Here is a 21,168-nt window from a genome sequence, read left to right on the forward strand (position 1 = left end):
GATCACTTGCGCATGACCTCCGGCTCGTGACGGCGCAGCAGTCGCGCGACCGCGAAGCCGCAGATGACGCCCAGGGCCAGGAGCACCGTGATGTTGATGCCCCACTGACCGACCGAGTGCTCCCACAGCGGGTCCAGGTCGGTCGGGTTCTTCGGGTCCCACGGCGGCATCAGGTGTGCCAGGTCGAGCGTGGTGCCCGCGCCCGCGATGGCCCAGCGGGACGGCATCAGCCAGGCGAACTGCTCCAGGCCGGGCGAGCCGTACACCTGGAAGAGGATGCCGGTGAAGACGACCTGGACGATCGCGAACATGACCAGCAGCGGCATGGTCTTCTCGGCGGTCTTCACCAGCGAGGAGATGACCAGGCCGAACATCATCGAGGTGAAGCCGAGCGCGATGATCGTCACGCAGAGCTCGACGGCCGGCGGCATGATCAGGCCCTCTTCGGGCAGGTCGCGGGTGGCGAAGCCGATGCCGCAGATGATGACGCCCTGGATGGCCGTGATCACGCCGAGCACGATCACCTTGGACATCAGGTAGGCCGAGCGGGAGAGGCCGGTGGCCCGTTCCCGTTCGTAGATCACCCGTTCCTTGATCAGTTCTCGTACGGAGTTGGCCGCGGCGGAGAAGGTCATGCCGATCACCAGGATCAGCATGATCGTTCCGGCGTCGCCGTTGAACCGGGACGGCGGCTTCGGCGGGGCCAGGCCGAAGTCGGCCGGGATGACCACGCTGACGACGCCGAGCACGGCGGGCAGGATCACCATCAGGCCCATGAAGCCCTTGTCGGACGCGATCACCGAGACGTAGCGGCGCATCAGCGTCCACAGCTGGGCGGACCAGCTCTGCGGCTTCGGCGGGCGCATCTGCTGCGGGGGCGGCATGTGCACGGACTGCGCGGCGACGGCGTCGATGTCCGCGGCGTACATCTGGTAGTGCTGCGAACCGCGCCAGCGGCCCGCCCAGTCGTAGTCGCGGTAGTTCTCGAACGCGGAGAAGACGTCGGCCCAGGTGGTGTAGCCGAAGAAGTTGAGCGCTTCCTCCGGCGGGCCGAAGTAGGCGACGGAACCGCCCGGCGCCATGACCAGCAGCTTGTCGCAGATGGCCAGCTCGGCCACGGAGTGCGTGACGACGAGGACCGTGCGGCCGTCGTCGGCCAGGCCACGCAGCAGCTGCATGACGTCGCGGTCCATGCCCGGGTCGAGGCCGGAGGTCGGCTCGTCGAGGAAGATCAGCGACGGCTTGGTGAGCAGCTCCAGCGCGACGGAGACGCGCTTGCGCTGACCGCCGGAGAGCGAGGTGACCTTCTTGTCCTTGTGGATGTCGAGCTTGAGCTCGGCGAGGACCTCGAGGATCCGGGCCTGGCGTTCGGCCTCGGTGGTGTCCGCGGGGAAGCGGAGCTTGGCCGCGTACTTGAGCGCCTTGATGACGGTGAGTTCCTTGTGCAGGATGTCGTCCTGCGGGACCAGACCGATGCGCTGGCGCAGCTCGGCGAACTGCTTGTAGAGGTTCCGGTTGTCGTAGAGGACGTCGCCCTGGTTGGCGGGCCGGTAACCGGTGAGCGCCTTGAGCAGGGTGGACTTTCCGGAGCCGGACGGGCCGATGACCGCGATGAGCGACTTCTCCGGGACGCCGAAGGAGACGTCCTTGAGGATCTGCTTGCCGCCGTCGACCGTCACCGTGAGGTGGCGGGCGGAGAAGGAGACCTCACCGGTGTCGACGAACTCTTCCAGCCGGTCGCCGACCAGGCGGAAGGTCGAGTGACCGACGCCGACGATGTCGTTGGGGCCGATGAGCGCGGAGCCGGACTTGGAGAGCGGCTGGCCGTTGACGTACGTGCCGTTGTGGGATCCGAGGTCGCGGATCTCGAAGCGGCCGTCGGGGGTCGCGTGGAATTCGGCGTGGTGGCGCGAGACCTGGAGGTCGGAGACCACCAGCTCGTTCTCCAGCGCACGGCCGATGCGCATGACGCGGCCGAGGGCCAGCTGGTGGAACGTGGTGGGGCTGCGGTCGCCGTACACCGGCGGGGCCCCCGCGGCACCGCCCGCGCCGGGGGTGTTCGGCATGCCCTGCTGGTGCGGGACCTGGGGCTGCGGCTGCACGGGCTGCTGGGGCTGCCCCTGGGGAGCCTGCTGCCAGCCCTGCTGCTGCGGAGCGGGGTTCTGCGGGGCGGGCCAGCCGGCACCGCCCTGCTGCGGCTGCTGTGCGGGGGCCTGCGGGGCCCCCGCGCCCTGGCCGCCGTACGCGGCGCCCGCCGGGGCACCCAGGCTCAGCAGCGGTCCGTCGGTGGCGTTGCCGAGATGCACGGCGGAGCCGGGACCGATCTCCAGCTGCTGGATCCGGCTTCCCTGCACATAGGTGCCGTTGGTGCTGCCGTGGTCCTCGATGAACCAGCTACGGCCGTTCCAGCTGATCGTGGCATGCCGCCACGAGACCCTTGCGTCGTCGATCGTCAGGTCGCCCTGCGGATCGCGCCCGAGGGTGTACGACCTGGACGGATCGAGCGTCCAGGTCCTTCCATTCAATTCCAGTACGAGTTCCGGCACTCCGCGCCCCACTAGTTGTCCCCCGAGTTACCCCCATCACAGGGAGCCTAGGGATGCTGAACATCGTGGGGAACTATTCCAGGAGCGGTCCCGGATACGAAAGTCGGACGGGGTGAAGACCCTGCCGAGACCTGCATCGTTACGGTGTCGGCACGAAAAACTGCGGACAGGAGCCGCAAGTTCCGACGAATGCCAGCAGACCATCGACAAGCTGGCCGAACCATGGCATTCACTCCCGATCGCGGGACGATCCGGGGCATACACGTTCCGTCACCGTCCGGATGCGCGGCCCGGCCACCGAGGGTCCACCCGGTCGTCATCCGGCGTTCCGGGGACGCGGCGCCCCCGGCCGTCCGCGGCCCGCGCCCGGTGCCCCGTGCGGGCGGGGAACGGGGGCGACGCGCTGTCCGGCACTCGGGACGGACCTTCGGTGCCGCGGGAGGGACCGATACGGTGGAAGCACCATGAGCGCATCGCAGCCCCCTCAGTCCTCCCGGTCTCCTGAGCCCTCCGAGCCCCTCCTGGGCGCGGACACACCCACCCTTCTCGTGAAGATCTTCGGGAAGGACCGTCCCGGCATCACCGCCGGGCTCTTCGACACCCTCGCCGCCTACTCGGTCGACGTCGTCGACATCGAGCAGGTCGTCACCCGTGGCCGCATCGTCCTGTGCGCGCTGGTCACCGCCCCGACCGCGGGCGGCACCACCGAGGGCGACCTGCGGGCGACCGTGCACAGCTGGGCCGAGTCCCTGAAGCTCCAGGCCGAGATCATCTCCGGCACGGGCGACAACCGGCCGCGCGGCTACGGGCGTTCCCACGTGACGGTGCTCGGGCACCCGCTGACCGCGGAGTCGACCGCCGCCATAGCGGCCACGATCACCTCCACCGGCGGCAACATCGACCGCATCTTCCGGCTGGCCAAGTACCCGGTCACGGCGGTCGAGTTCGCGGTGTCGGGCACCGGCACCGCGGAGCTTCGCACGGCCCTGGCCACGGAGGCGGCCGGGATCGGCGTCGACGTGGCGGTGGTGTCCGCCGGGCTGAGCCGCCGGGCGCAGCGACTGGTCGTCATGGACGTCGACTCGACGCTGATCCAGGACGAGGTCATCGAGCTCTTCGCCGCCCACGCGGGCTGCGAGGACAAGGTGGCCGAGGTCACCGCCCAGGCGATGCGCGGCGAACTCGACTTCGAGCAGTCGCTGCACGCGCGGGTCGCGCTGCTGGCGGGGCTCGACGCGTCGGTGGTGGACAAGGTGCGCGCCGAGGTGCGGCTGACGCCGGGCGCGCGCACGCTGATCCGTACGCTGAAGCGGCTCGGCTATCAAGTGGGCGTGGTCTCGGGCGGGTTCACCCAGGTCACCGACGACCTGAAGGAGCGGCTCGGGCTCGACTTCGCCTCCGCCAACACGCTGGAGATGGTCGACGGGAAGTTCACCGGGCGGGTCGTCGGCGACGTCGTCGACCGGGCCGGCAAGGCCCGGCTGCTGCGCAGTTTCGCCAAGCAGGCCGGGGTGCCGCTGGCGCAGACCGTGGCGATCGGTGACGGTGCGAACGACCTGGACATGCTGAACACGGCCGGCCTCGGGGTGGCGTTCAACGCCAAGCCGGTGGTCCGCGAGGCCGCGCACACCGCGGTGAACGTGCCGTTCCTGGACACCGTGCTGTATCTGCTCGGCATCACCCGTGAGGAGGTCGAGGCCGCCGACGGCCTCGTCGACTGACGCGTTCCCGTACGGCGCTTCTGTAGGAACGTTCCTGCGGTGGCGGTCCCGTGAGGCGGTCCGGTACGGACGGCCTCGTGCGGGGCGGCCCCCCGGGACGTGAAAGGCCCCGGTGCGCTCGCACCGGGGCCTTTCACGCGTCCGTCCTGTTCCGCCCGTGCGTGCTGTGCGCGTACCGACCGCCCCGCGGCGAGCGTACGGGCGCGGCAGCCGGGCGTTCGGGCGGGTGCGGCGGGATCAGTCGTTGGGCGTCCAGTACTCGACCAGCTTGCCCACTCCGTGTTCCACGCCCTTCCAGGAGCCGTTGAACTCGACGACGGCGAACGCGGCGGTCGGGAAGCCACCGCGGGACATCCGGGCCAGGGCGTCGCCCTCGGCCGAGCCGGAGAGGGCGTCGGCGACCGCGTGCATGCCGGGGTTGTGGCCGATGAGGAGAAGGTCGCGCACGTCGTCGGGGGTCTCGTTGATCAGGGCGATGAGCTCGCCGGGGGACGCCTCGTACAGGCGCTCCTCGTACACGGTCCTCGGTCGGTGCGGCATCTCGTGCACCGCCAGCTTCCACGTCTCGCGGGTCCTGGCGGCGGTGGAGCAGAGAGCCAGATCGAGGACGATCCCGGAGTCGACGAGTTTGCGGCCTGCGACGGGGGCATCCTTGCGGCCGCGCTCCGCGAGGGGCCGCTCGTGGTCGGAGTCCTGCGACCATTCCGCCTTTGCATGCCTGAGAAGGACGATCCTGCGAGGTGTATCGACGCTCATACACCTCAGCTTCGCACGAAATGGCCCGCCCGGCGCAGGGTGTTGACGTGCTCGTGCGGTCGGACGCGGGCGGCTCGGGCCGGCCGCCGGGGCGGGGGCGGAGGGCCTCAGGGGCTCACCAGGGCCATGACACGTGCGAGGAGTCGGCCGATCGCGGGATCGGTGGTCGCGGCCTGCGCGTCACCGGTGCCGATGATCAGCAGCATCAGCGCGGTGAACGCGACCGTCGGCAGCACCACGGCCCACCACGGCAGCCGGACCTCGATGCCGCCCGTGGCCGGGTGGGTGGTCCGGGGGTGGTGGTGTGCAGGGGCCGCCATGTCCGCCTCCGTGGGGCTTCGGTGCCGAATCCGGGGGTTGCCGGTTCCGATACCGAGAAACCTACGGATCCGCGGGCGCCGTACCCATCCGGTGACCCACCCACTTCACCCTGACCCCAGCCCCCTAGGGGATGGTGGGGACAGCCCCACCCCCGGCCGCGGCTCCGGGCCGGGTCAGGGGGAGGCGACCGAGGCGATCACCGCGACCACCACGGTGATCAGCAGCATCGCTCCGAGCACGAGGAGGAGCTTCTTCTGGCCGTTCTGGGGATTCGGGTCGAGCACAGGAGACATGGGCACAGTCTCCCACCTCAGCATTCGTCCTCGATCGTCCGGGCCCGCCCCGCCAGGACCCCGGCCGCCATCTGGGGCACCATGAGGCCCGCCATCAGGGCGATCGGCACCTCCCAGCCGCCGGTGTGCTGGTAGAGCACGCCGATCAGCAGCGGTCCGGGGATCGAGATCAGGTAGCCGACGGACTGGGCGAAGGCGGACAGCCGTACGACTCCGGCACCGGTGCGCGAGCGCATGCCGATCATCGTCAGGGCCAGCGGGAAGGAGCAGTTCGAGATCCCCAGGAGCAGCGCCCAGGCCCAGGCCCCGCCGGCCGGTGCGAGGTAGAGGCCGGCGTATCCGACGAGGCCGCAGCCGCCGAGGAACAGGACGATCGGGCCCTGGTTCCGCATCCGGGAGGCGACCCTCGGGATGACGAACGCGAGGGGCACCCCCATCGCCATGGTCACGGCGAGCAGCACGCCCGCGGTACCGGCCGAGACCCCCGCGTCGCGGAAGATCTGCGGCATCCATCCCATGGTGATGTACGCGGCGGTGGCCTGCAGGCCGAAGAAGCAGGCGAGCGCCCAGGCGGTGCGGCTGCGGGTGATCCGGAGGGCCGGGGCGTCCTGGCCGTGGCCGCCCGGCCGGGCCGAGGGCCCGCGCCGGTCCCGTACCACCGGGAGCCAGGGCAGGATCGCGGCGGCGGCGAGCGCGGCCCAGACGCCGAGGCCGAGCCGCCAGCTGCCGCCCAGCGCGCTGGTCATGGGCACGGTCACGGCGGCGGCGAGCGAGGTGCCGAGAGCCAGGGCCATCGAGTAGAGCCCGGTCATGGAGCCGACGCGGTCCGGGAACCAGTGCTTGACGATCACCGGCATCAGGACGTTGCTGACGGCGATGCCCATGAGGGCCAGGGCACTCGCGGCGAGGAAGCCCGCGGTGCCGCCGACGAGGGGGCGGATCACCAGGCCGGCGGTGATGGCGACCATGCCGGCGCAGACGACGGCGCCGGGCCCGAAGCGGCGGGCGAGGCGGGGCGCCATGATGCCGAAGACCGCGAAGCAGAGCGGCGGCACGGAGGTGAGGACACCGGCCACGCTGCCGCTCATGTGCAGGCCGTCCCGCACCTCTTCGAGGAGGGCGCCGAGGCTGGTGATGGCGGGACGGAGGTTGAGGGCGGTGAGGACCAGCCCGACGGCGACCAGCCGGAGCAGCCAGGGCGCGGGCCCCGAAGCGGGCCGGGCCGCCCCCGGGCCCTGCGGGGCGCGCGGGGCCGGGGAATCCATGGGGGCTTCCGCCGTGGCGGCGGGGCTGAGGGCCCGGGGCTGGGGCTGGTTCTCGTCGGACATGACTCCATCATAGAATCATGGGATGATTGGTTGTCCAATCCTCCGAGAACATTCGAGGGCCCCCGGGGAACCGTGAGATGTTCGCGGGGCGGCGTGAATCGTCCCCGCTCCCCCGGACACCTCGGGCGGCCCACGCGCGTTGAACGAGTGGGGCAGCCCGAGCACCTCGAACCGCCCCCCGGCAACCCGACCAAGGAGCACCATGACGCTGACGTCCCCGCGGCGTTCGGCACTCGCCGACCAGGTGATTGCCCAGCTGAGGAATCAGATCACCTCCGGCGAATGGCCCGTGGGTTCCCGGATTCCCACCGAGCCCGAGCTGGTGGAGCAGCTGGGGGTGGCCCGCAACACGGTCCGGGAGGCGGTGCGCGCCCTCGCGCACAACGGTCTGCTCGACATCCGGCAGGGTTCGGGCACCTATGTCGTCGCCACCAGCGAGCTGGCCGGGGTGATGCACCGCCGCTTCGCCTCCGCCGATCCCCGCCACGTCGCCGAACTGCGCTCCACCCTGGAGTCGTCGGCGGCCCGGCTGGCCGCCGTGCGGCGCACCGAGCGGGATCTGAAGCAGCTGGACGCGCTCATGGAGCGGCGGGAGGGGGCCTGGGCCGCGGGTGACGCCGAGGCGTTCGTCGAGGCCGACGCGACGCTGCACCTGGCCGTGGTCGCCGCCTCGCACAACGACGTGCTGACCGGCCTCTACGCCGACCTGGGTGATCTGCTGCGCCACTATCTCAGGGACGACATCGGTCACGAGCTGCGGCCGGAGAACCACATGGACCACAGCAGGCTGGTCGAGGCGATCCGGTCGGGGGACGCGGAGACGGCGGCCGCCGAGGCCGCGAGTCATGCGCTGAGCTGCCAGGTGGACCGGGTCTGAGGAAACCGGGTCGGATGGGACCGGGTCCGATGGGGTTGTCCTGTGGACCGGCGTCCGCAGAGCCGCGTTCAGGGGCGGTGCTCAGAGCGCGTCCCGCACCCCGTGCGTGATCCAGGCGGCGCCGACTTCCTTCCAGCAGCGGTCGTCCAGCCGTACGGTCCGCCCCGGGGCCACGTCGACCGGGGCGGCGTCGGCGTCGATGTCCCACCAGCGGCGGCACTCGGTGTGCAGCTGCACGCGGTCGGTGGAGGGGTACGGATTGTGGCAGTAGGCCACGACCCGGGAGCCCAGTACGGAGGTACGGCATTCGGCTCCGGCGGGTTCCGGGCCGGTGGCGGCGGGAGCGGGGGCCGGGGCCCCGGCCCGGCCCGCCATGGATATCCCCATCGGGGCGGCCAGTGCGGCGACGGCTATGGAGGCCGTCAGCAGGGCCCAGGTCCGGCGACGCGTGGAGCGCATGGCGTCCTCCCTCCCCCGCAGCCCGACCGGAAGTCCGGTTCACCACATTCTGCGGTGGATCGACCTTCTTTTCGACTTGAGCGGTCCGGGGGCGGACCCGACCGGCTCGGGGGCCGGCCTCGACCGGCGCGGGGCGGGCGAGGACGCACGACGGCCGCGTACCGCCCGGTCCGGGGCGGTACGCGGCCGTGTCACAGCCCGGGGTGCGGGATCAGGCACCCATCATGTGCACGCCACCGTCGACGTGGATGATCTCGCCCGTGGTCTTCGGGAAGAAGTCCGAGAGCAGGGCGACGACACCGCGTCCGGCCGGCTCCGGGTCCGCCATGTTCCAGGCCAGCGGGGAGCGGGTGTTCCACACGTCCGCGAGCTCGATGAAGCCCGGGATGGACTTCGCGGCCATGGAGCCGATCGGCCCGGCGGAGATCAGGTTGCAGCGGATGTCGTCCTTGCCCAGGTCGCGGGCGAGGTAGCGGGAGGTGGCCTCCAGCGCGGCCTTGGCCGGGCCCATCCAGTCGTACTGCGGCCAGGCGTACTGCGCGTCGAAGGTGAGGCCGACGATCGAGCCGCCGTCGGTCATCAGCGGCTTGCAGGCCATGGCGAGCGCCTTCAGCGAGAACGCCGAGACGTGCATCGCCGTGGCGACGGACTCGAACGGGGTGTTCAGGAAGTTGCCGCCGAGCGCGTCCTGCGGCGCGAAGCCGATGGAGTGGACGACGCCGTCGAGCGAGCCGAGCTCGTCGCGGACCAGGCCGGCGAGGCGGTCCAGGTGCTCGGTGTTGGTCACGTCCAGCTCGATGACCTTGGCCGGCTTCGGCAGCTTCTTCGCGATGCGCTCGGTCAGGGTGGGCCGGGGGAAGGCGGTCAGGATGATCTCGGCGCCCTGCTCCTGCGCCACCTTGGCGGTGTGGAAGGCGATGGACGACTCCATCAGCACACCGGTGACGAGGATGCGCTTGCCGTCGAGGATTCCGCTCATGGTGATCAGTGACCCATGCCCAATCCGCCGTCAACGGGGATGACGGCTCCAGTGATGTACGACGCGTCGTCGGAGGCGAGGAAGCGCACCGCGGCGGCGATCTCCTCGGGCTGCGCGTAGCGGCCGAGCGGCACCTGGGACACGATGCCCTTGCGCTGCTCCTCGGTGAGCACCTGCGTCATGTCGGTGTCCACGAAGCCGGGCGCGACGACGTTGAAGGTGATGTTCCGCGAACCGAGTTCCCGGGCCAGGGACCGGGCGAAACCGACCAGACCCGCCTTCGAGGCGGCGTAGTTCGCCTGCCCGGCGGAACCGAGGAGCCCGACGACGGAGGAGATGAGGACGACCCGGCCCTTCTTGGCGCGCAGCATGCCGCGGTTGGCGCGCTTGACGACCCGGAAGGTGCCGGTGAGGTTGGTGTCGAGCACGGACGTGAAGTCCTCCTCCGACATCCGCATCAGCAACTGGTCCTTGGTGACACCGGCGTTGGCGACCAGCACCTCGACGGGACCGTGCTTCTCCTCGATCTCCTTGTAGGCCTGCTCCACCTGTTCGGCGTCCGTGATGTCGCAACGGACCGCCAGGCAGCCCGCTTCGGTGAGGACTTGGGGCGGCTCGCCGGAGCGGTAGGTGAACGCGACCTTGTCGCCGTTGTCGGCGAAAGCTCGGGCGATGGCGAGGCCGATGCCCCGGTTTCCTCCGGTGACGAGAACCGAGCGGCTCAACGGATCACCCTTTCGATAGCGGTCTGGTACATCGAAAACCTATCGGTACCGCCCGCCCGGCGAGGACTCGGCCCCTGACAGCGCCTTTGGCCGGGTGCTGTGGGGTTCCTACAGATGATCGCCCCATGGGGTGCATCCCGGCGGGCCCCGGCGGACGGCGCCGGATATCCCCGGGTGCGGTCACTGTGCGGCGTGATTCACTGCCGTGGTGTATCGAGAAGGGAATTCCCCGTGCCCCATGAGGTAGATCAGTCTTTTCTGGCCCTGCCCCTGCGCGCCCTCGCCGACGCGGCGCTCGCCCGCGCGCGGGCGCTGGGCGCCGTGCATGCCGACTTCCGCTTCGAGCGGGTGCGCAGCGCGTCCTGGCGGCTGCGGGACGCCCGGCCCGCGGGCTCCTCGGACACCACCGATCTCGGGTACGCGGTGCGGGTGGTGCACGGCGGCGCGTGGGGGTTCGCCTCCGGGGTGGACCTGACGATGGACGCGGCGGCGAAGGTGGCCTCGCAGGCCGTGGCCATGGCGAAGCTGTCGGCGAAGGTGATCGCGGCGGCCGGCTCGGACGAGCGGGTCGAGCTGGCGGACGAGCCGTCGCACGGCGAGCGGACCTGGGTCTCGGCGTACGAGGTCGATCCCTTCGACGTGCCGGACGAGGAGAAGGGGGCGCTGCTCGCCGAATGGAGCTCCCGGCTCCTGGGCGCCGAGGGCGTCGCGCACGTGGACGCCTCGCTGACGGCCGTGCACGAGAACAAGTTCTACGCGGACACGGCGGGCACCGTGACCACCCAGCAGCGGGTCCGGCTGCACCCGGAGTTCACCGCGGTGGCCGTGGACGGGACGACCGGCGAGTTCGACTCGATGCGGACGATCGCCCCGCCGGTGGGCCGCGGCTGGGAGTACATGACCGGGACCGGCTGGGACTGGGACGACGAGCTGGCGCGGATCCCCGGCCTGCTGGCCGAGAAGATGCGGGCGCCGAGCGTCGAGGCGGGGACGTACGACCTGGTCGTCGACCCGTCCAACCTCTGGCTGACCATCCACGAGTCGATCGGCCACGCCACGGAGCTGGACAGGGCGCTGGGCTACGAGGCGGCGTACGCCGGGACCTCGTTCGCCACCTTCGACCGGCTGGGGAAGCTGGCATACGGCTCCTCCGTGATGAACGTGACCGGTGACCGCACCGCCGAGCACGGGCTCGCGACCATCGGGTACGACGACGAGGGCGTCGAGGCGCAGTCCTGGGACCTGGTCAGAAACGGGACGCTGGTCGGGTACCAGCTGGACCGGCGGATCGCGAAGCTGACGGGGCTGGGCCGGTCCAACGGCTGCGCCTACGCGGACTCTCCGGGGCACGTCCCCGTCCAGCGGATGGCGAACGTGTCGCTGCGGCCGGAGCCGGGCGGGCTGTCCACGGAGGACCTGATCGGCGGGGTGGAGCGCGGGATCTACGTGGTCGGCGACCGGTCCTGGTCGATCGACATGCAAAGGTACAACTTTCAATTCACCGGTCAGCGGTTCTTCCGGATCGAGAACGGCCGGCTGGCCGGTCAGCTGCGCGATGTCGCCTACCAGGCGACGACGACGGACTTCTGGGGCTCGATGGAGAAGGTCGGGGGCCCGCAGACGTACGTCCTGGGCGGTGCCTTCAACTGCGGCAAGGCCCAGCCCGGCCAGGTCGCGGCCGTCTCGCACGGCTGCCCCTCCGCCCTCTTCCGGGGCGTGAACATCCTCAACACGACGCAGGAGGCCGGACGATGAGCGGTCACCACAAAACCGGCCGGGGGTCCGGGGGTCGTCCCCCGGGACGGCACAGTCTCGACACGACGCAGGAGGCCGGACGATGAGCCGCGTCAGCAAGCCGCACGAGATCGTCGAGCGGGCGCTCGAACTGTCCACCGCGGACGGGTGCGTGGTCATCGCCGACGAGGAGTCGTCGGCGAACCTGCGCTGGGCCGGCAACGCCCTCACCACGAACGGGGTGACGCGGGGGCGGACCCTGACCGTCATCGCGACCGTGGACGGTGCGCAGGGCACCGCCTCCGGGGTGGTGTCGCGGTCGGCCGTCACCGCGGACGACCTGGAGCCACTGGTGCGGGCCGCCGAGGCCGCCGCGCGCGGGGCCGGTCCCGCGGAGGACGCCCAGCCGCTGGTCGGCGGGGTGCCCGTGTCGCCCGACTTCACGGACGCGCCGGCCGAGACGGGCTCGGACGTCTTCGCGGAGTTCGCCCCGGCGCTCGGCGACGCCTTCGCCCGGGCCCGTTCCGGCGGCCGTGAACTGTACGGCTTCGCCAATCACGAGATGACCTCCACCTACCTCGGCACGTCGACGGGGCTGCGGCTGCGCCACGACCAGCCGAACGGGACGCTGGAGCTCAACGCGAAGTCGCCCGACCGGACCCGCTCGACCTGGGCGGGCCGTTCCACGCGCGACTTCAAGGACGTCGACCCGGCCGAGCTCGACACGGAGCTGGCACGGCGGCTGCGCTGGGCGGAGCGCCGGATCGAGCTGCCCGCCGGACGGTACGAGACGCTGCTGCCGCCGACCGCGGTGGCCGATCTGCTGATCTACCAGCTGTGGTCGTCGACGGCGCGGGACGCCGCGGAGGGCCGGACGGTGTTCTCCCGGCCGGGCGGCGGGACCCGGCTCGGCGAGAAGCTGTCCGAGCTGCCGCTGACGCTGCGCAGCGACCCGCACGCGCCGGGGCTCGAATCGGCGCCGTTCGTGATCGCCCATTCCTCCGGGGACAGCGCCTCCGTCTTCGACAACGGTCTGCCGCTGGCGCCGACCGACTGGATCCGGGGCGGCGAGCTGGCGCACCTGACGACCACCCGGCACACGGCGGGGCTGACCGGGCTGCCGGTCTCACCGGCGATCGACAACCTGGTGCTGGACGGCGGCGGCGAGCGGTCCCTGGAGGAGATGGTGGCCTCGACGACCGGGCGCGGGCTGCTGCTGACCTGCCTCTGGTACATCCGGGAGGTCGATCCGGCGACGCTGCTGCTGACCGGGCTGACCCGGGACGGGGTGTACCTCGTCGAGGACGGCGAGGTCGTCGGCGAGGTGAACAACTTCCGGTTCAACGAGTCACCGGTGGATCTGCTGTCCCGGGCCACCGAGGCGGGCCGTACCGAGAAGACGCTGCCGCGCGAGTGGGGCGACTGGTTCACCCGGGCCGCGATGCCCGCGCTGCGCATCCCCGACTTCAACATGAGCTCGGTGAGCCCGGGTGTATGACCACCTAGACTGAGACGTTGCAACCCAATGTTGCAATCCAACGCCGTGAACGAGGAGACACACAACCGTGACGGACATCGTCGACGAGCTGAAGTGGCGCGGGCTGTTCGCCCAGTCCACCGATGAGGACGCACTGCGCAAGGCTCTCGCGGACGGTCCCGTCACCTTCTATTGCGGCTACGACCCCACCGCGGCGAGCCTGCACGTCGGCCATCTGGTGCAGGTGCTCACCATGCGCCGGCTCCAGCGGGCCGGTCTGCGTCCGCTCGCCCTGGTGGGCGGGGCCACCGGTCAGATCGGTGACCCGCGGCCGACCGCGGAGCGCACGCTGAACGACCCGGAGACGGTCGCCGGCTGGGTGTCGCGGCTGCGGGCCCAGATCGAGCCGTTCCTGTCCTTCGAGGGCGAGAACGCCGCGGTCATGGTGAACAACCTGGACTGGACCTCGGGCATGTCCGCGATCGAGTTCCTCCGGGACATCGGCAAGCACTTCCGCGTCAACAAGATGCTGACCAAGGACTCCATCGCCCGGCGGCTGGAGTCCGACGAGGGCATCAGCTACACCGAGTTCAGCTACCAGCTGCTCCAGAGCATGGACTTCCTGGAGCTGTACCGGCGCTACGGCTGCACCCTCCAGCAGGGCGGCAGCGACCAGTGGGGCAACCTCACCGCGGGTCTCGACCTGATCCACCGCCTGGAGCCGGGCGCCGAGGTGCACGCGCTGGCGACCCCGCTGATGACGAAGGCGGACGGGACGAAGTTCGGCAAGTCCGAGGGCGGGGCCGTCTGGCTCGACCCGACGATGACGACGCCGTACGCGTTCTACCAGTTCTGGCTGAACGTGGACGACCGGGACGTCTCGCGGTACATGCGCATCCTCAGCTTCCGCAGCCCCGCCGAGCTGGAGGAGCTGGAGAAGGTCACCGAGGAGCGTCCGCAGGCCCGGACGGCGCAGCGCGCGCTGGCCGAGGAGCTGACGACGCTGGTGCACGGCGCCGACCAGTGCGCCGCGGTCATCGCGGCGTCGAAGGCGCTGTTCGGCCAGGGCGAGCTCGGCGAACTGGACGCGGCGACGCTGGCCGCCGCGCTGTCCGAGGTGCCGCACGCCCGGGTCACCGAGCTCGGCCCGCTGGTGGACCTGCTGGTGGAGGTCGGTCTGGCGCCGAGCAAGTCGGGTGCCCGTCGCACGGTGAAGGAGGGCGGCGCGTACGTGAACAACGTCAAGGTCACCGACGGCGAGAGCGCGCCGGCCCGGGAGGAACTGCTGCACGGGCGCTGGCTGGTGCTGCGCCGGGGCAAGAAGAACCTCGCCGCCATCGAGGTCACCGGCTGACCCTGGAGCCGATCAGCACTGCGGCCGGACACGCTCGTACGAGCGTGTCCGGCCGCAGTGCGTCGTACCGGTGGTTCAGGTCCTCTGTCTGGTGCCGCGGATCGAGGCCCACAGCATGTCGCCGACCCCGACGACGGCCACCGCGCCGATCAGCTGGAGCAGATGGCGCGTCCAGTCGATGCCCTTGGTGTCGTTCACCCCGATCCAGGTGGCGACCGCGTTGCCGAGGACGCTGCCGATGATGCCGAAGACGGTTGTCAGCCAGAGGGGGATGTTCTGTTTGCCCGGCAGGATCGCCTTCGCGATCAGGCCGAGCACCAGCCCCACGATGATTGCCCACAGCCAGCCCATGTCGCCTCCTCGTGCGACGCGATGTCGCGTATGTCCCGCCCAGTGTCGGCCCACGGGGCGCGGCCCGCACGTCGGGGGAGCCCGGACGTGCGACACGGGTACCGGTGTGTACGAACCGGGCGTGCCCCGGTCTCGTAGCCGTCGCGGGCCGGGCGTACCGTGGATGCGGTCCGGTCCGGGAGCGTCCGGCGCGGGAAGTGCGGTGCCCCGGTCCGCCGGTGTCGGGGGAAGGGTGGAGACGTGATGCTGAAGCGGAGCGGCGACGAGGTCTTCCGGATCACGGGGGCCCGGCAGGGACTCGCGGACGATGTGCGCGGCAGACAGCGGCGCTATGTGATCTCGATGTCCGTGCGGACGGTTTCGGTGATCCTGGCCGCCGTGCTGTGGAACGTGGAGCGGTACGTCGCGATCGTGGCCCTGGTGCTCGGGGTCCTGCTCCCCTACGTGGCGGTGGTCATCGCCAACGCGGGCCGGGAGAACACCCCTTCGCTCCCCTCGACCTTCGTACCGGCGCCGATGCGGCCGGTCCTCGACGCGGCGCCGGTGTCCGGCGGCACGGACCCCGGCCCGAAAAATGGCGAAACACCCCGGGGTGCCGGGTCGGCGTGAGCCCGGCCGGGGGCGACCCTCACCGAATCCTCAAGAGAACCTCAGATCAATCATGAAGTTCCGGTGCACCGCACCCCGGTGTGCGTGACATACTGCGTAGGCGCTCCGCATCCCCCGTCGGAGCGACAGACCGACGCCGGGCAGCTCCCCCCGTGGCTGCTCGGCGTCGCTTTTCTCCGGCACGGGGTGACGTGGACGGCCGGGGAACCCCGGCTCGGCGGCACCGCCTAGGGTTGAGTCCGTGAACTCCCCTGATACCGCGGCCGATGACGCCGCCGCGCCCATCTGTTCCGCCAAGGGCTGCCGGGCCGACGCCGTGTGGGTGCTCGCCTGGAACAATCCGAAGCTGCACACCCCGGAGCGCCGCAAGACCTGGCTGGCCTGCGAGGAGCACCGGGAACACCTCTCCTCGTTCCTCGGCGTCCGCGGCTTCCTCAAGGATGTGGTGACGCTGGCGGAGTGGGAGTCCGCCGGACCGGACCCCGCTCACTGATCCGGCCCGATCCGAACGAAAGACCCTAGCCGCCGATCGCCGACATGGGCCGGTCCGGCTGGAGGAAGGAGGGGTCGTCCAGTCCCGATCCGGCCTTCTTGCCCCACATCGCCTCCGTCCAGATCCGGGCGATCTCCTCGTCGGGCGCGTCCGAGCGCAGGGCGGCGCGCAGGTCCGTCTCCTCGCGGGCGAAGAGGCAGGTGCGGACCTGGCCGTCGGCGGTGAGTCTGGTCCGGTCGCAGGCCCGGCAGAAGGGGCGGGTGACCGAGGCGATGACCCCGACCCGGTGCGGTCCGCCGTCGACGATCCAGCGCTCCGCGGGGGCGGAGCCGCGTTCCGTCTCGCCCTCCTCGGTGAGGGTGAAGCGGGTGCGCAGCGACTGGAGGATGTCGCCCGCCGTGATCATGCCGTCGCGCTTCCAGCCGTGCTGGGCGTCGAGCGGCATCTGCTCGATGAAGCGGAGCTCGTAGTCGTGCTCGACGGCCCAGGCGAGCAGTTCGGGGGCCTCGTCGTCGTTGAGTCCCGGCATGAGGACGGTGTTGACCTTGACCGGGGTGAGTCCGGCGTCGCGGGCGGCTTCGAGGCCGGCCAGCACGTCGTGGAGGCGGTCGCGGCGGGTGAGTGCCTTGAAGGTCTCGGGGCGCAGGGTGTCCAGCGAGACGTTGACCCGGTCGAGCCCCGCCGCCCTGAGCGCGGCGGCGGTGCGCTTCAGTCCGATGCCGTTGGTGGTGAGCGACATCCTGGGGCGCGGGTCCAGGGCCGCGCACCGCTCGACGACGGAGACCAGGCCGGGGCGCAGCAGCGGCTCGCCGCCGGTGAACCGGACCTCGGTGATGCCCAGCCGGGTGACGGCGATGCGGATCAGCCGGACGATCTCGTCGTCGCTGAGCAGGTCGGGCTTGGCCAGCCACTGCAGGCCCTCCTCGGGCATGCAGTACGTGCACCGGAGGTTGCACCGGTCGGTCAGTGAGACGCGCAGGTCGGTGGCGACCCTGCCGTAGGTGTCGATGAGCATGTGGCCCCCTCCCCCGGTGGCTTTCCGGTGCCGGCCCCGAGTGTCCGGGCGGCGGTTCCGGCTGGCTCCTTCGAGACTACGCGAGAGCGGTGACATCGCGGGGGGCCCGTAAGCCACGAGGAGCGGCACGGCCGTGTCGTAGGGTCCTACGACACGGCCGTGTGCGGTGTTCGTTCAGTGCGCTCCGACGCCGGTGAGGGACTTGACCTCCAGCTCGGCGTACTTGCCCTTGTCCGGCTCCTCCTTCGAGAGGAGGGAGCCGATCCAGCCGAGCAGGAAGCCCAGCGGGATGGAGATCAGGCCGGGGTTCTCCAGCGGGAACCAGGCGAAGTCGACGCCCTTGAACATCGACGTCTTCGGGTTGCCGGAGACGACCGGCGAGAACAGCACCAGGATCACCGAGCTGGCCAGGCCGCCGTAGATCGACCACAGCGCGCCCTGGGTGGTGAACCGCTTCCAGAAGAGGCTGTAGAGGATGGTCGGCAGATTGGCGGACGCGGCGACGGCGAAGGCGAGTGCCACGAGCCCGGCGACGTTCATGTCGCGGGCGAAGGCGCCCAGGACGATCGCGACCGCGCCGATGAGAACGGTGGCCCAGCGCGCCGCCCGCATCTCCTCCTTCTCGGTGGCCTTGCCCCTGCGGATGACGTTGGCGTAGATGTCGTGCGCGAAGGAGGACGAGGAGGCGAGGGTGAGCCCCGCGACGACGGCGAGGATGGTGGCGAAGGCGACGGCGGAGATCACCGCGAGCAGCACGGCGCCGCCGGTGGAGCCGACTCCGCCGAGGTATTCGGCGAGTTGCGGGGCGGCGGCGTTCCCGGCCGGGTTCTTGGCCTTGATCTCGGCCGGGCCGATCAGGGCCGCGGCGCCGAAGCCGAGCGCGATCGTCATCAGGTAGAACGCGCCGATGATGCCGATGGCCCAGTTGACGGACTTCCGGGCGGCCTTGGCGGTCGGCACCGTGTAGAAGCGGATCAGGATGTGCGGCAGGCCGGCGGTGCCGAGGACGAGGGCGATGCCGAGGGAGAGGAAGTCCAGCTTCGAGGTGCCGGTGACGCCGTACTTGAGGCCGGGTTCCAGGAACGCCGCTCCGTGGCCGCTCTTCGTGGCGGCCGTGCCCAGCAGGTCGGAGATGTTGAAGTCGAACTTCAGCAGCACCAGGAAGGTCATCAGCAGGGCGCCCGCGATCAGCAGGACGGCCTTGACCATCTGCACCCAGGTGGTGCCCTTCATGCCGCCGATGGTGACGTACACGATCATCAGGACGCCGACGAGGGAGACGATGAGGATCTTGCCGGCGTCGCTGGTGATGCCGAGGAGGAGGGCGACCAGGACGCCCGCGCCCGCCATCTGCGCCAGCAGGTAGAAGATCGAGACGACGATGGTGGAGACGCCGGCGGCGGTGCGGACCGGGCGCTGGCGCATCCGGTAGGCGAGGACGTCGCCCATCGTGTAGCGGCCGGAGTTGCGCAGCGGTTCGGCGACCAGGAGCAGGGCCACCAGCCAGGCGACGAGGAAGCCGATGGAGTACAGGAAGCCGTCGTAGCCGAAGAGGGCGATGGCGCCGGCGATGCCGAGGAAGGAGGCGGCGGACATGTAGTCGCCGGAGACCGCGAGTCCGTTCTGGAAGGCGGTGAACTGGCGGCCGCCCGCGTAGAAGTCGGCGGCGCTCTTGGTCTGGCGGCCGGCCCAGACGGTGATGCCGAGGGTGGCGGCGACGAAGACCGCGAACAGGGTGATGATCAGCGGCCGGTGTTCGCCGGTGGACGAGGCGGCCAGCGTCACGGCGGTGTGGGAGTGGTACGCGGTGCTCATGCGTCGGCCTCCATGCGGGACTTGATCGCCTCGGCCTTCGGGTCGAGCTTCGCCGCGGCGTGGCGCGAGTAGAACCAGGCGATGAGGAAGGTGGTGGCGAACTGGGCGAGACCGAACACGAAGGCCACGTTGATGTTGCCGTACACCTTGGTGCCCATGAAGCCGCCCGCGTAGTTGGACAGCAGCACGTACAGCAGGTACCAGAGGACGAAGGCAATGGTCAGCGGGAAGGCGAACGAACGGTGCGCGCGGCGCAGTTCGCCGAACTCCTTGCTCTCCTGCACGTCGAGGAACGCCTCGGTCGTGGGCCGGGTGGGGCGGGTGTCCGTACTGCCCTCGGGCGGCGGCGGTGCATCGGTAGCCACGGAATCTCCTCGCGACGCGGGTGCGGTGGTGGGGGACGGTCGGTCTCATCGGGAAGGCCGGGTGCGAAACCCCTTCCCGGCGGGGGCGGGGAGCGCTCTCCCCGTCATGGGCACGGAGGGTTCCGCGGGGCGGTTCACCGCGGATACGTACTTCTCCGGCCGTCTCCCGCCGCTGTCCGGTCGAATCCGTTACCACGAACTCATTGATGATCGGGGATGATCAGCGATAACTTCACACGTCATGTACGCGACCGGCCACATCCGTGCCGGTCGCTCGGCACGGATGATGTGGAGACCCCATGGCTCAGCTGGGATCCAGACGGACGCGCGCACTGACATTGCCCGTCGGGCTGGCCCTCACCGCCTCGCTCGGCTTCCTCCCCGCGGGTGCCGCCTCCGCCGCACCGGTGGACGCGCAGCCCGCGGCGACGGTGTCGACGGACGGCCCGAAGCTCTCCTACGTGGTCAACACGCGCGGAAACCACGGCACGGTCAAGCAGGTGAAGAAGGCGATCGCCGCGGCCGGTGGCACGGTGGTGGTCGCCTACGAGCAGATCGGCGTCATCGTCGCCCACTCGCAGAACCCGGACTTCGCGAAGACGATCCGCCGGGTCAAGGGCGTGGATTCGGCAGGGGCCACCCGTACCAACCCCATCGTCCCGCAGGCCACCACGGACACCGGGGACGAGCAGCCGCTCACCGCCGCCCAGACGAAGAGCGCGGCGGCGCGGGCGACGGCGGACCAGGACCCGATGGAGCCCCTGCAGTGGGACCTGCCCGCCATCAAGGCGGACCAGGCGCACAAGAAGACGCTGGGCAGCAGCAAGGTCACGGTCGCGGTCATCGACACGGGCGTCGACGACACCCACCCGGACCTGGCGCCGAACTTCGACCGCGGGTCCTCGGCGAGCTGTGTCTCCGGGGCGCCGGACACGACCGACGGCGCCTGGCGCCCGAAGGCCGGCGAGAGCAACCACGGCACGCACGTGGCGGGCACCATCGCCGCCGCGAAGAACGGCATCGGCATAACGGGCGTCGCGCCGGGCGTGAAGGTCGCCGGTATCAAGGTGGCGAACCCGGACGGCTTCTTCTACACCGAGTCGATCGTCTGCAGCTTCGTCTGGGCCGCCGAGCACGGGGTCGACGTCACCAACAACAGCTATTACACCGACCCGTGGATGTTCAACTGCAAGGAGGACGAGGACCAGGGCGCCCTGGTCGAGGCCGTCGCCCGTGCCACGCGGTACGCGGAGCGCAAGGGTGCGGTCAACGTCGCCTCGGCCGGCAACAGCGACTTCGACCTGGCCTCCGGCGCGATCGAGGACACCACCAGCCCGAACGACACCACGCCCGGCTCCCGGACCATCGACCCGTCCCAGTGCCTGGACATCCCCGCGCAGCTGCCGGGCGTGGTGACGGTCTCCGCGACCGGTGCCAAGGGCCTGAAGGCCTCGTACTCGAACTACGGGAACGGCGTCATCGACGTGGCGGCCCCGGGCGGTGACTCCACGGTCTACCAGACGCCCGCCCCGCCGGCCACGAGCGGCCTGATCCTGTCCACGCTGCCGGACGGCAAGTACGGCTACAAGGCCGGTACGTCGATGGCCTCCCCGCACGTCGCGGGTGTCGCGGCCCTGATCAAGTCGAAGCACCCGTACGCGTCCGCGGCCGCGGTGAAGGCGCTGCTGCTCGCGGAGGCCGACGCCACCGAGTGCGGCGCGCCGTACGACATCGACGGCGACGGCACGATCGACGCCGTCTGCGAGGGCGGCAAGAACCGCAACGGCTTCTACGGCGCCGGTGTGGTGAACGCGCTGAACGCGGTCCGCTGGTAGCGGATCGGGAAGCGGCACGAAGGGAGGGTCCGGGGTCTTCGACCGGGCCCTCCCGCCGTTCACCGGGGCGCCGTGACTCCGGGGCTCCGTGACTCCGAGGCTCCGGGGGCCCGGG

20 protein-coding genes are annotated in these 21,168 nt (G+C 70.8%); 8 read left to right on the forward strand and 12 right to left on the reverse strand.

Going from position 1 to position 21,168, the window contains the following annotated elements:
* Positions 1–2: 2 nt before the first annotated feature.
* Positions 3–2,558, reverse strand: a complete 2,556-nt coding sequence (locus tag ACFYW1_RS04875) for an FHA domain-containing protein (protein ID WP_388987076.1) — start codon at positions 2,556–2,558, stop codon at positions 3–5.
* Between the two features lie 452 nt (positions 2,559–3,010).
* On the opposite strand from ACFYW1_RS04875, the gene serB reads away from it, so the two are divergent.
* Entirely contained in the window at positions 3,011–4,267 is a 1,257-nt protein-coding gene (gene serB, locus ACFYW1_RS04880; protein ID WP_388987079.1) for a phosphoserine phosphatase SerB, read from the forward strand.
* 237 nt (positions 4,268–4,504) lie between these two features.
* On the opposite strand, the gene ACFYW1_RS04885 is transcribed toward serB, so the two are convergent.
* From ACFYW1_RS04885 to ACFYW1_RS04900, 4 genes are all read right to left on the reverse strand, one after another.
* Complete coding sequence (locus ACFYW1_RS04885) at positions 4,505–5,023, reverse strand: SixA phosphatase family protein (RefSeq protein ID WP_388987082.1); 519 nt, start codon at positions 5,021–5,023, stop codon at positions 4,505–4,507.
* A gap of 107 nt (positions 5,024–5,130) precedes the next feature.
* On the reverse strand, positions 5,131–5,343 hold the full coding sequence (locus ACFYW1_RS04890; RefSeq protein WP_388987085.1) for a hypothetical protein: 213 nt from the start codon (positions 5,341–5,343) through the stop codon (positions 5,131–5,133).
* A gap of 174 nt (positions 5,344–5,517) precedes the next feature.
* Complete coding sequence (locus ACFYW1_RS04895) at positions 5,518–5,628, reverse strand: SGM_5486 family transporter-associated protein (RefSeq protein ID WP_262375349.1); 111 nt, start codon at positions 5,626–5,628, stop codon at positions 5,518–5,520.
* A gap of 26 nt (positions 5,629–5,654) precedes the next feature.
* Positions 5,655–6,902: a CynX/NimT family MFS transporter gene (locus ACFYW1_RS04900; protein ID WP_388988132.1), complete on the reverse strand. Its 1,248-nt coding sequence runs from the start codon at positions 6,900–6,902 to the stop codon at positions 5,655–5,657.
* 265 nt (positions 6,903–7,167) lie between these two features.
* Here ACFYW1_RS04900 and ACFYW1_RS04905 point away from each other — a divergent pair, with 265 nt between their 5' ends.
* Positions 7,168–7,842: a FadR/GntR family transcriptional regulator gene (locus ACFYW1_RS04905; RefSeq protein WP_388987087.1), complete on the forward strand. Its 675-nt coding sequence runs from the start codon at positions 7,168–7,170 to the stop codon at positions 7,840–7,842.
* An 81-nt stretch (positions 7,843–7,923) separates the two neighbouring features.
* Here the strand turns inward: ACFYW1_RS04905 and ACFYW1_RS04910 are convergent, their stop codons facing one another.
* From ACFYW1_RS04910 to fabG, 3 genes are all read right to left on the reverse strand, one after another.
* Positions 7,924–8,301 carry a hypothetical protein gene (locus ACFYW1_RS04910; protein ID WP_388987090.1) on the reverse strand — a complete coding sequence of 126 codons (378 nt, stop codon included), beginning with the start codon at positions 8,299–8,301 and terminating at the stop codon, positions 7,924–7,926.
* A 211-nt stretch (positions 8,302–8,512) separates the two neighbouring features.
* Positions 8,513–9,280 carry an enoyl-ACP reductase FabI gene (gene fabI, locus ACFYW1_RS04915; protein WP_388987092.1) on the reverse strand — a complete coding sequence of 256 codons (768 nt, stop codon included), beginning with the start codon at positions 9,278–9,280 and terminating at the stop codon, positions 8,513–8,515.
* Between the two features lie 5 nt (positions 9,281–9,285).
* Positions 9,286–10,005 (reverse strand): 3-oxoacyl-[acyl-carrier-protein] reductase, encoded by a 720-nt coding sequence (gene fabG / locus ACFYW1_RS04920; RefSeq protein WP_388987094.1) that lies wholly within the window; start codon positions 10,003–10,005, stop codon positions 9,286–9,288.
* Between the two features lie 231 nt (positions 10,006–10,236).
* Between fabG and ACFYW1_RS04925 the strand changes: the two genes are divergently transcribed.
* From ACFYW1_RS04925 to tyrS, 3 genes are all read left to right on the forward strand, one after another.
* Positions 10,237–11,760, forward strand: coding sequence for a TldD/PmbA family protein (locus tag ACFYW1_RS04925; protein ID WP_388987097.1), 1,524 nt, complete (start codon positions 10,237–10,239; stop codon positions 11,758–11,760).
* Positions 11,761–11,842: 82 nt separating this feature from the next.
* Entirely contained in the window at positions 11,843–13,237 is a 1,395-nt protein-coding gene (locus ACFYW1_RS04930) for a metallopeptidase TldD-related protein (protein WP_388987100.1), read from the forward strand.
* A gap of 67 nt (positions 13,238–13,304) precedes the next feature.
* On the forward strand, positions 13,305–14,570 hold the full coding sequence (tyrS, locus tag ACFYW1_RS04935; protein WP_388987103.1) for a tyrosine--tRNA ligase: 1,266 nt from the start codon (positions 13,305–13,307) through the stop codon (positions 14,568–14,570).
* A gap of 75 nt (positions 14,571–14,645) precedes the next feature.
* On the opposite strand, the gene ACFYW1_RS04940 is transcribed toward tyrS, so the two are convergent.
* Positions 14,646–14,921 (reverse strand): GlsB/YeaQ/YmgE family stress response membrane protein, encoded by a 276-nt coding sequence (locus ACFYW1_RS04940; RefSeq protein ID WP_388987106.1) that lies wholly within the window; start codon positions 14,919–14,921, stop codon positions 14,646–14,648.
* 243 nt (positions 14,922–15,164) lie between these two features.
* Between ACFYW1_RS04940 and ACFYW1_RS04945 the strand changes: the two genes are divergently transcribed.
* Together ACFYW1_RS04945 and ACFYW1_RS04950 are read left to right on the forward strand one after the other, a co-directional pair.
* Complete coding sequence (locus ACFYW1_RS04945) at positions 15,165–15,530, forward strand: DUF3099 domain-containing protein (protein ID WP_388987108.1); 366 nt, start codon at positions 15,165–15,167, stop codon at positions 15,528–15,530.
* A 241-nt stretch (positions 15,531–15,771) separates the two neighbouring features.
* The gene (locus ACFYW1_RS04950; protein WP_388987110.1) at positions 15,772–16,023 is read left to right on the forward strand and encodes a hypothetical protein; all 252 of its coding nucleotides are present in this window, start codon (positions 15,772–15,774) and stop codon (positions 16,021–16,023) included.
* Positions 16,024–16,048: 25 nt separating this feature from the next.
* On the opposite strand, the gene moaA is transcribed toward ACFYW1_RS04950, so the two are convergent.
* From moaA to ACFYW1_RS04965, 3 genes are all read right to left on the reverse strand, one after another.
* Complete coding sequence (gene moaA, locus ACFYW1_RS04955) at positions 16,049–17,038, reverse strand: GTP 3',8-cyclase MoaA (protein ID WP_388987113.1); 990 nt, start codon at positions 17,036–17,038, stop codon at positions 16,049–16,051.
* A 174-nt stretch (positions 17,039–17,212) separates the two neighbouring features.
* On the reverse strand, positions 17,213–18,853 hold the full coding sequence (locus tag ACFYW1_RS04960; protein ID WP_388987116.1) for a cation acetate symporter: 1,641 nt from the start codon (positions 18,851–18,853) through the stop codon (positions 17,213–17,215).
* Positions 18,850–19,218 carry a DUF485 domain-containing protein gene (locus ACFYW1_RS04965; protein WP_388987118.1) on the reverse strand — a complete coding sequence of 123 codons (369 nt, stop codon included), beginning with the start codon at positions 19,216–19,218 and terminating at the stop codon, positions 18,850–18,852. The genes ACFYW1_RS04960 and ACFYW1_RS04965 overlap by 4 nt, the downstream gene beginning before the upstream one ends.
* Positions 19,219–19,517: 299 nt before the next feature.
* Between ACFYW1_RS04965 and ACFYW1_RS04970 the strand changes: the two genes are divergently transcribed.
* Positions 19,518–21,053: a S8 family serine peptidase gene (locus ACFYW1_RS04970; RefSeq protein WP_388987121.1), complete on the forward strand. Its 1,536-nt coding sequence runs from the start codon at positions 19,518–19,520 to the stop codon at positions 21,051–21,053.
* The last annotated feature ends 115 nt before the right edge of the window (positions 21,054–21,168 follow it).

The organism is Streptomyces sp. NPDC002669, assembly GCF_042889165.1.
Taxonomy (GTDB): domain Bacteria; phylum Actinomycetota; class Actinomycetes; order Streptomycetales; family Streptomycetaceae; genus Streptomyces.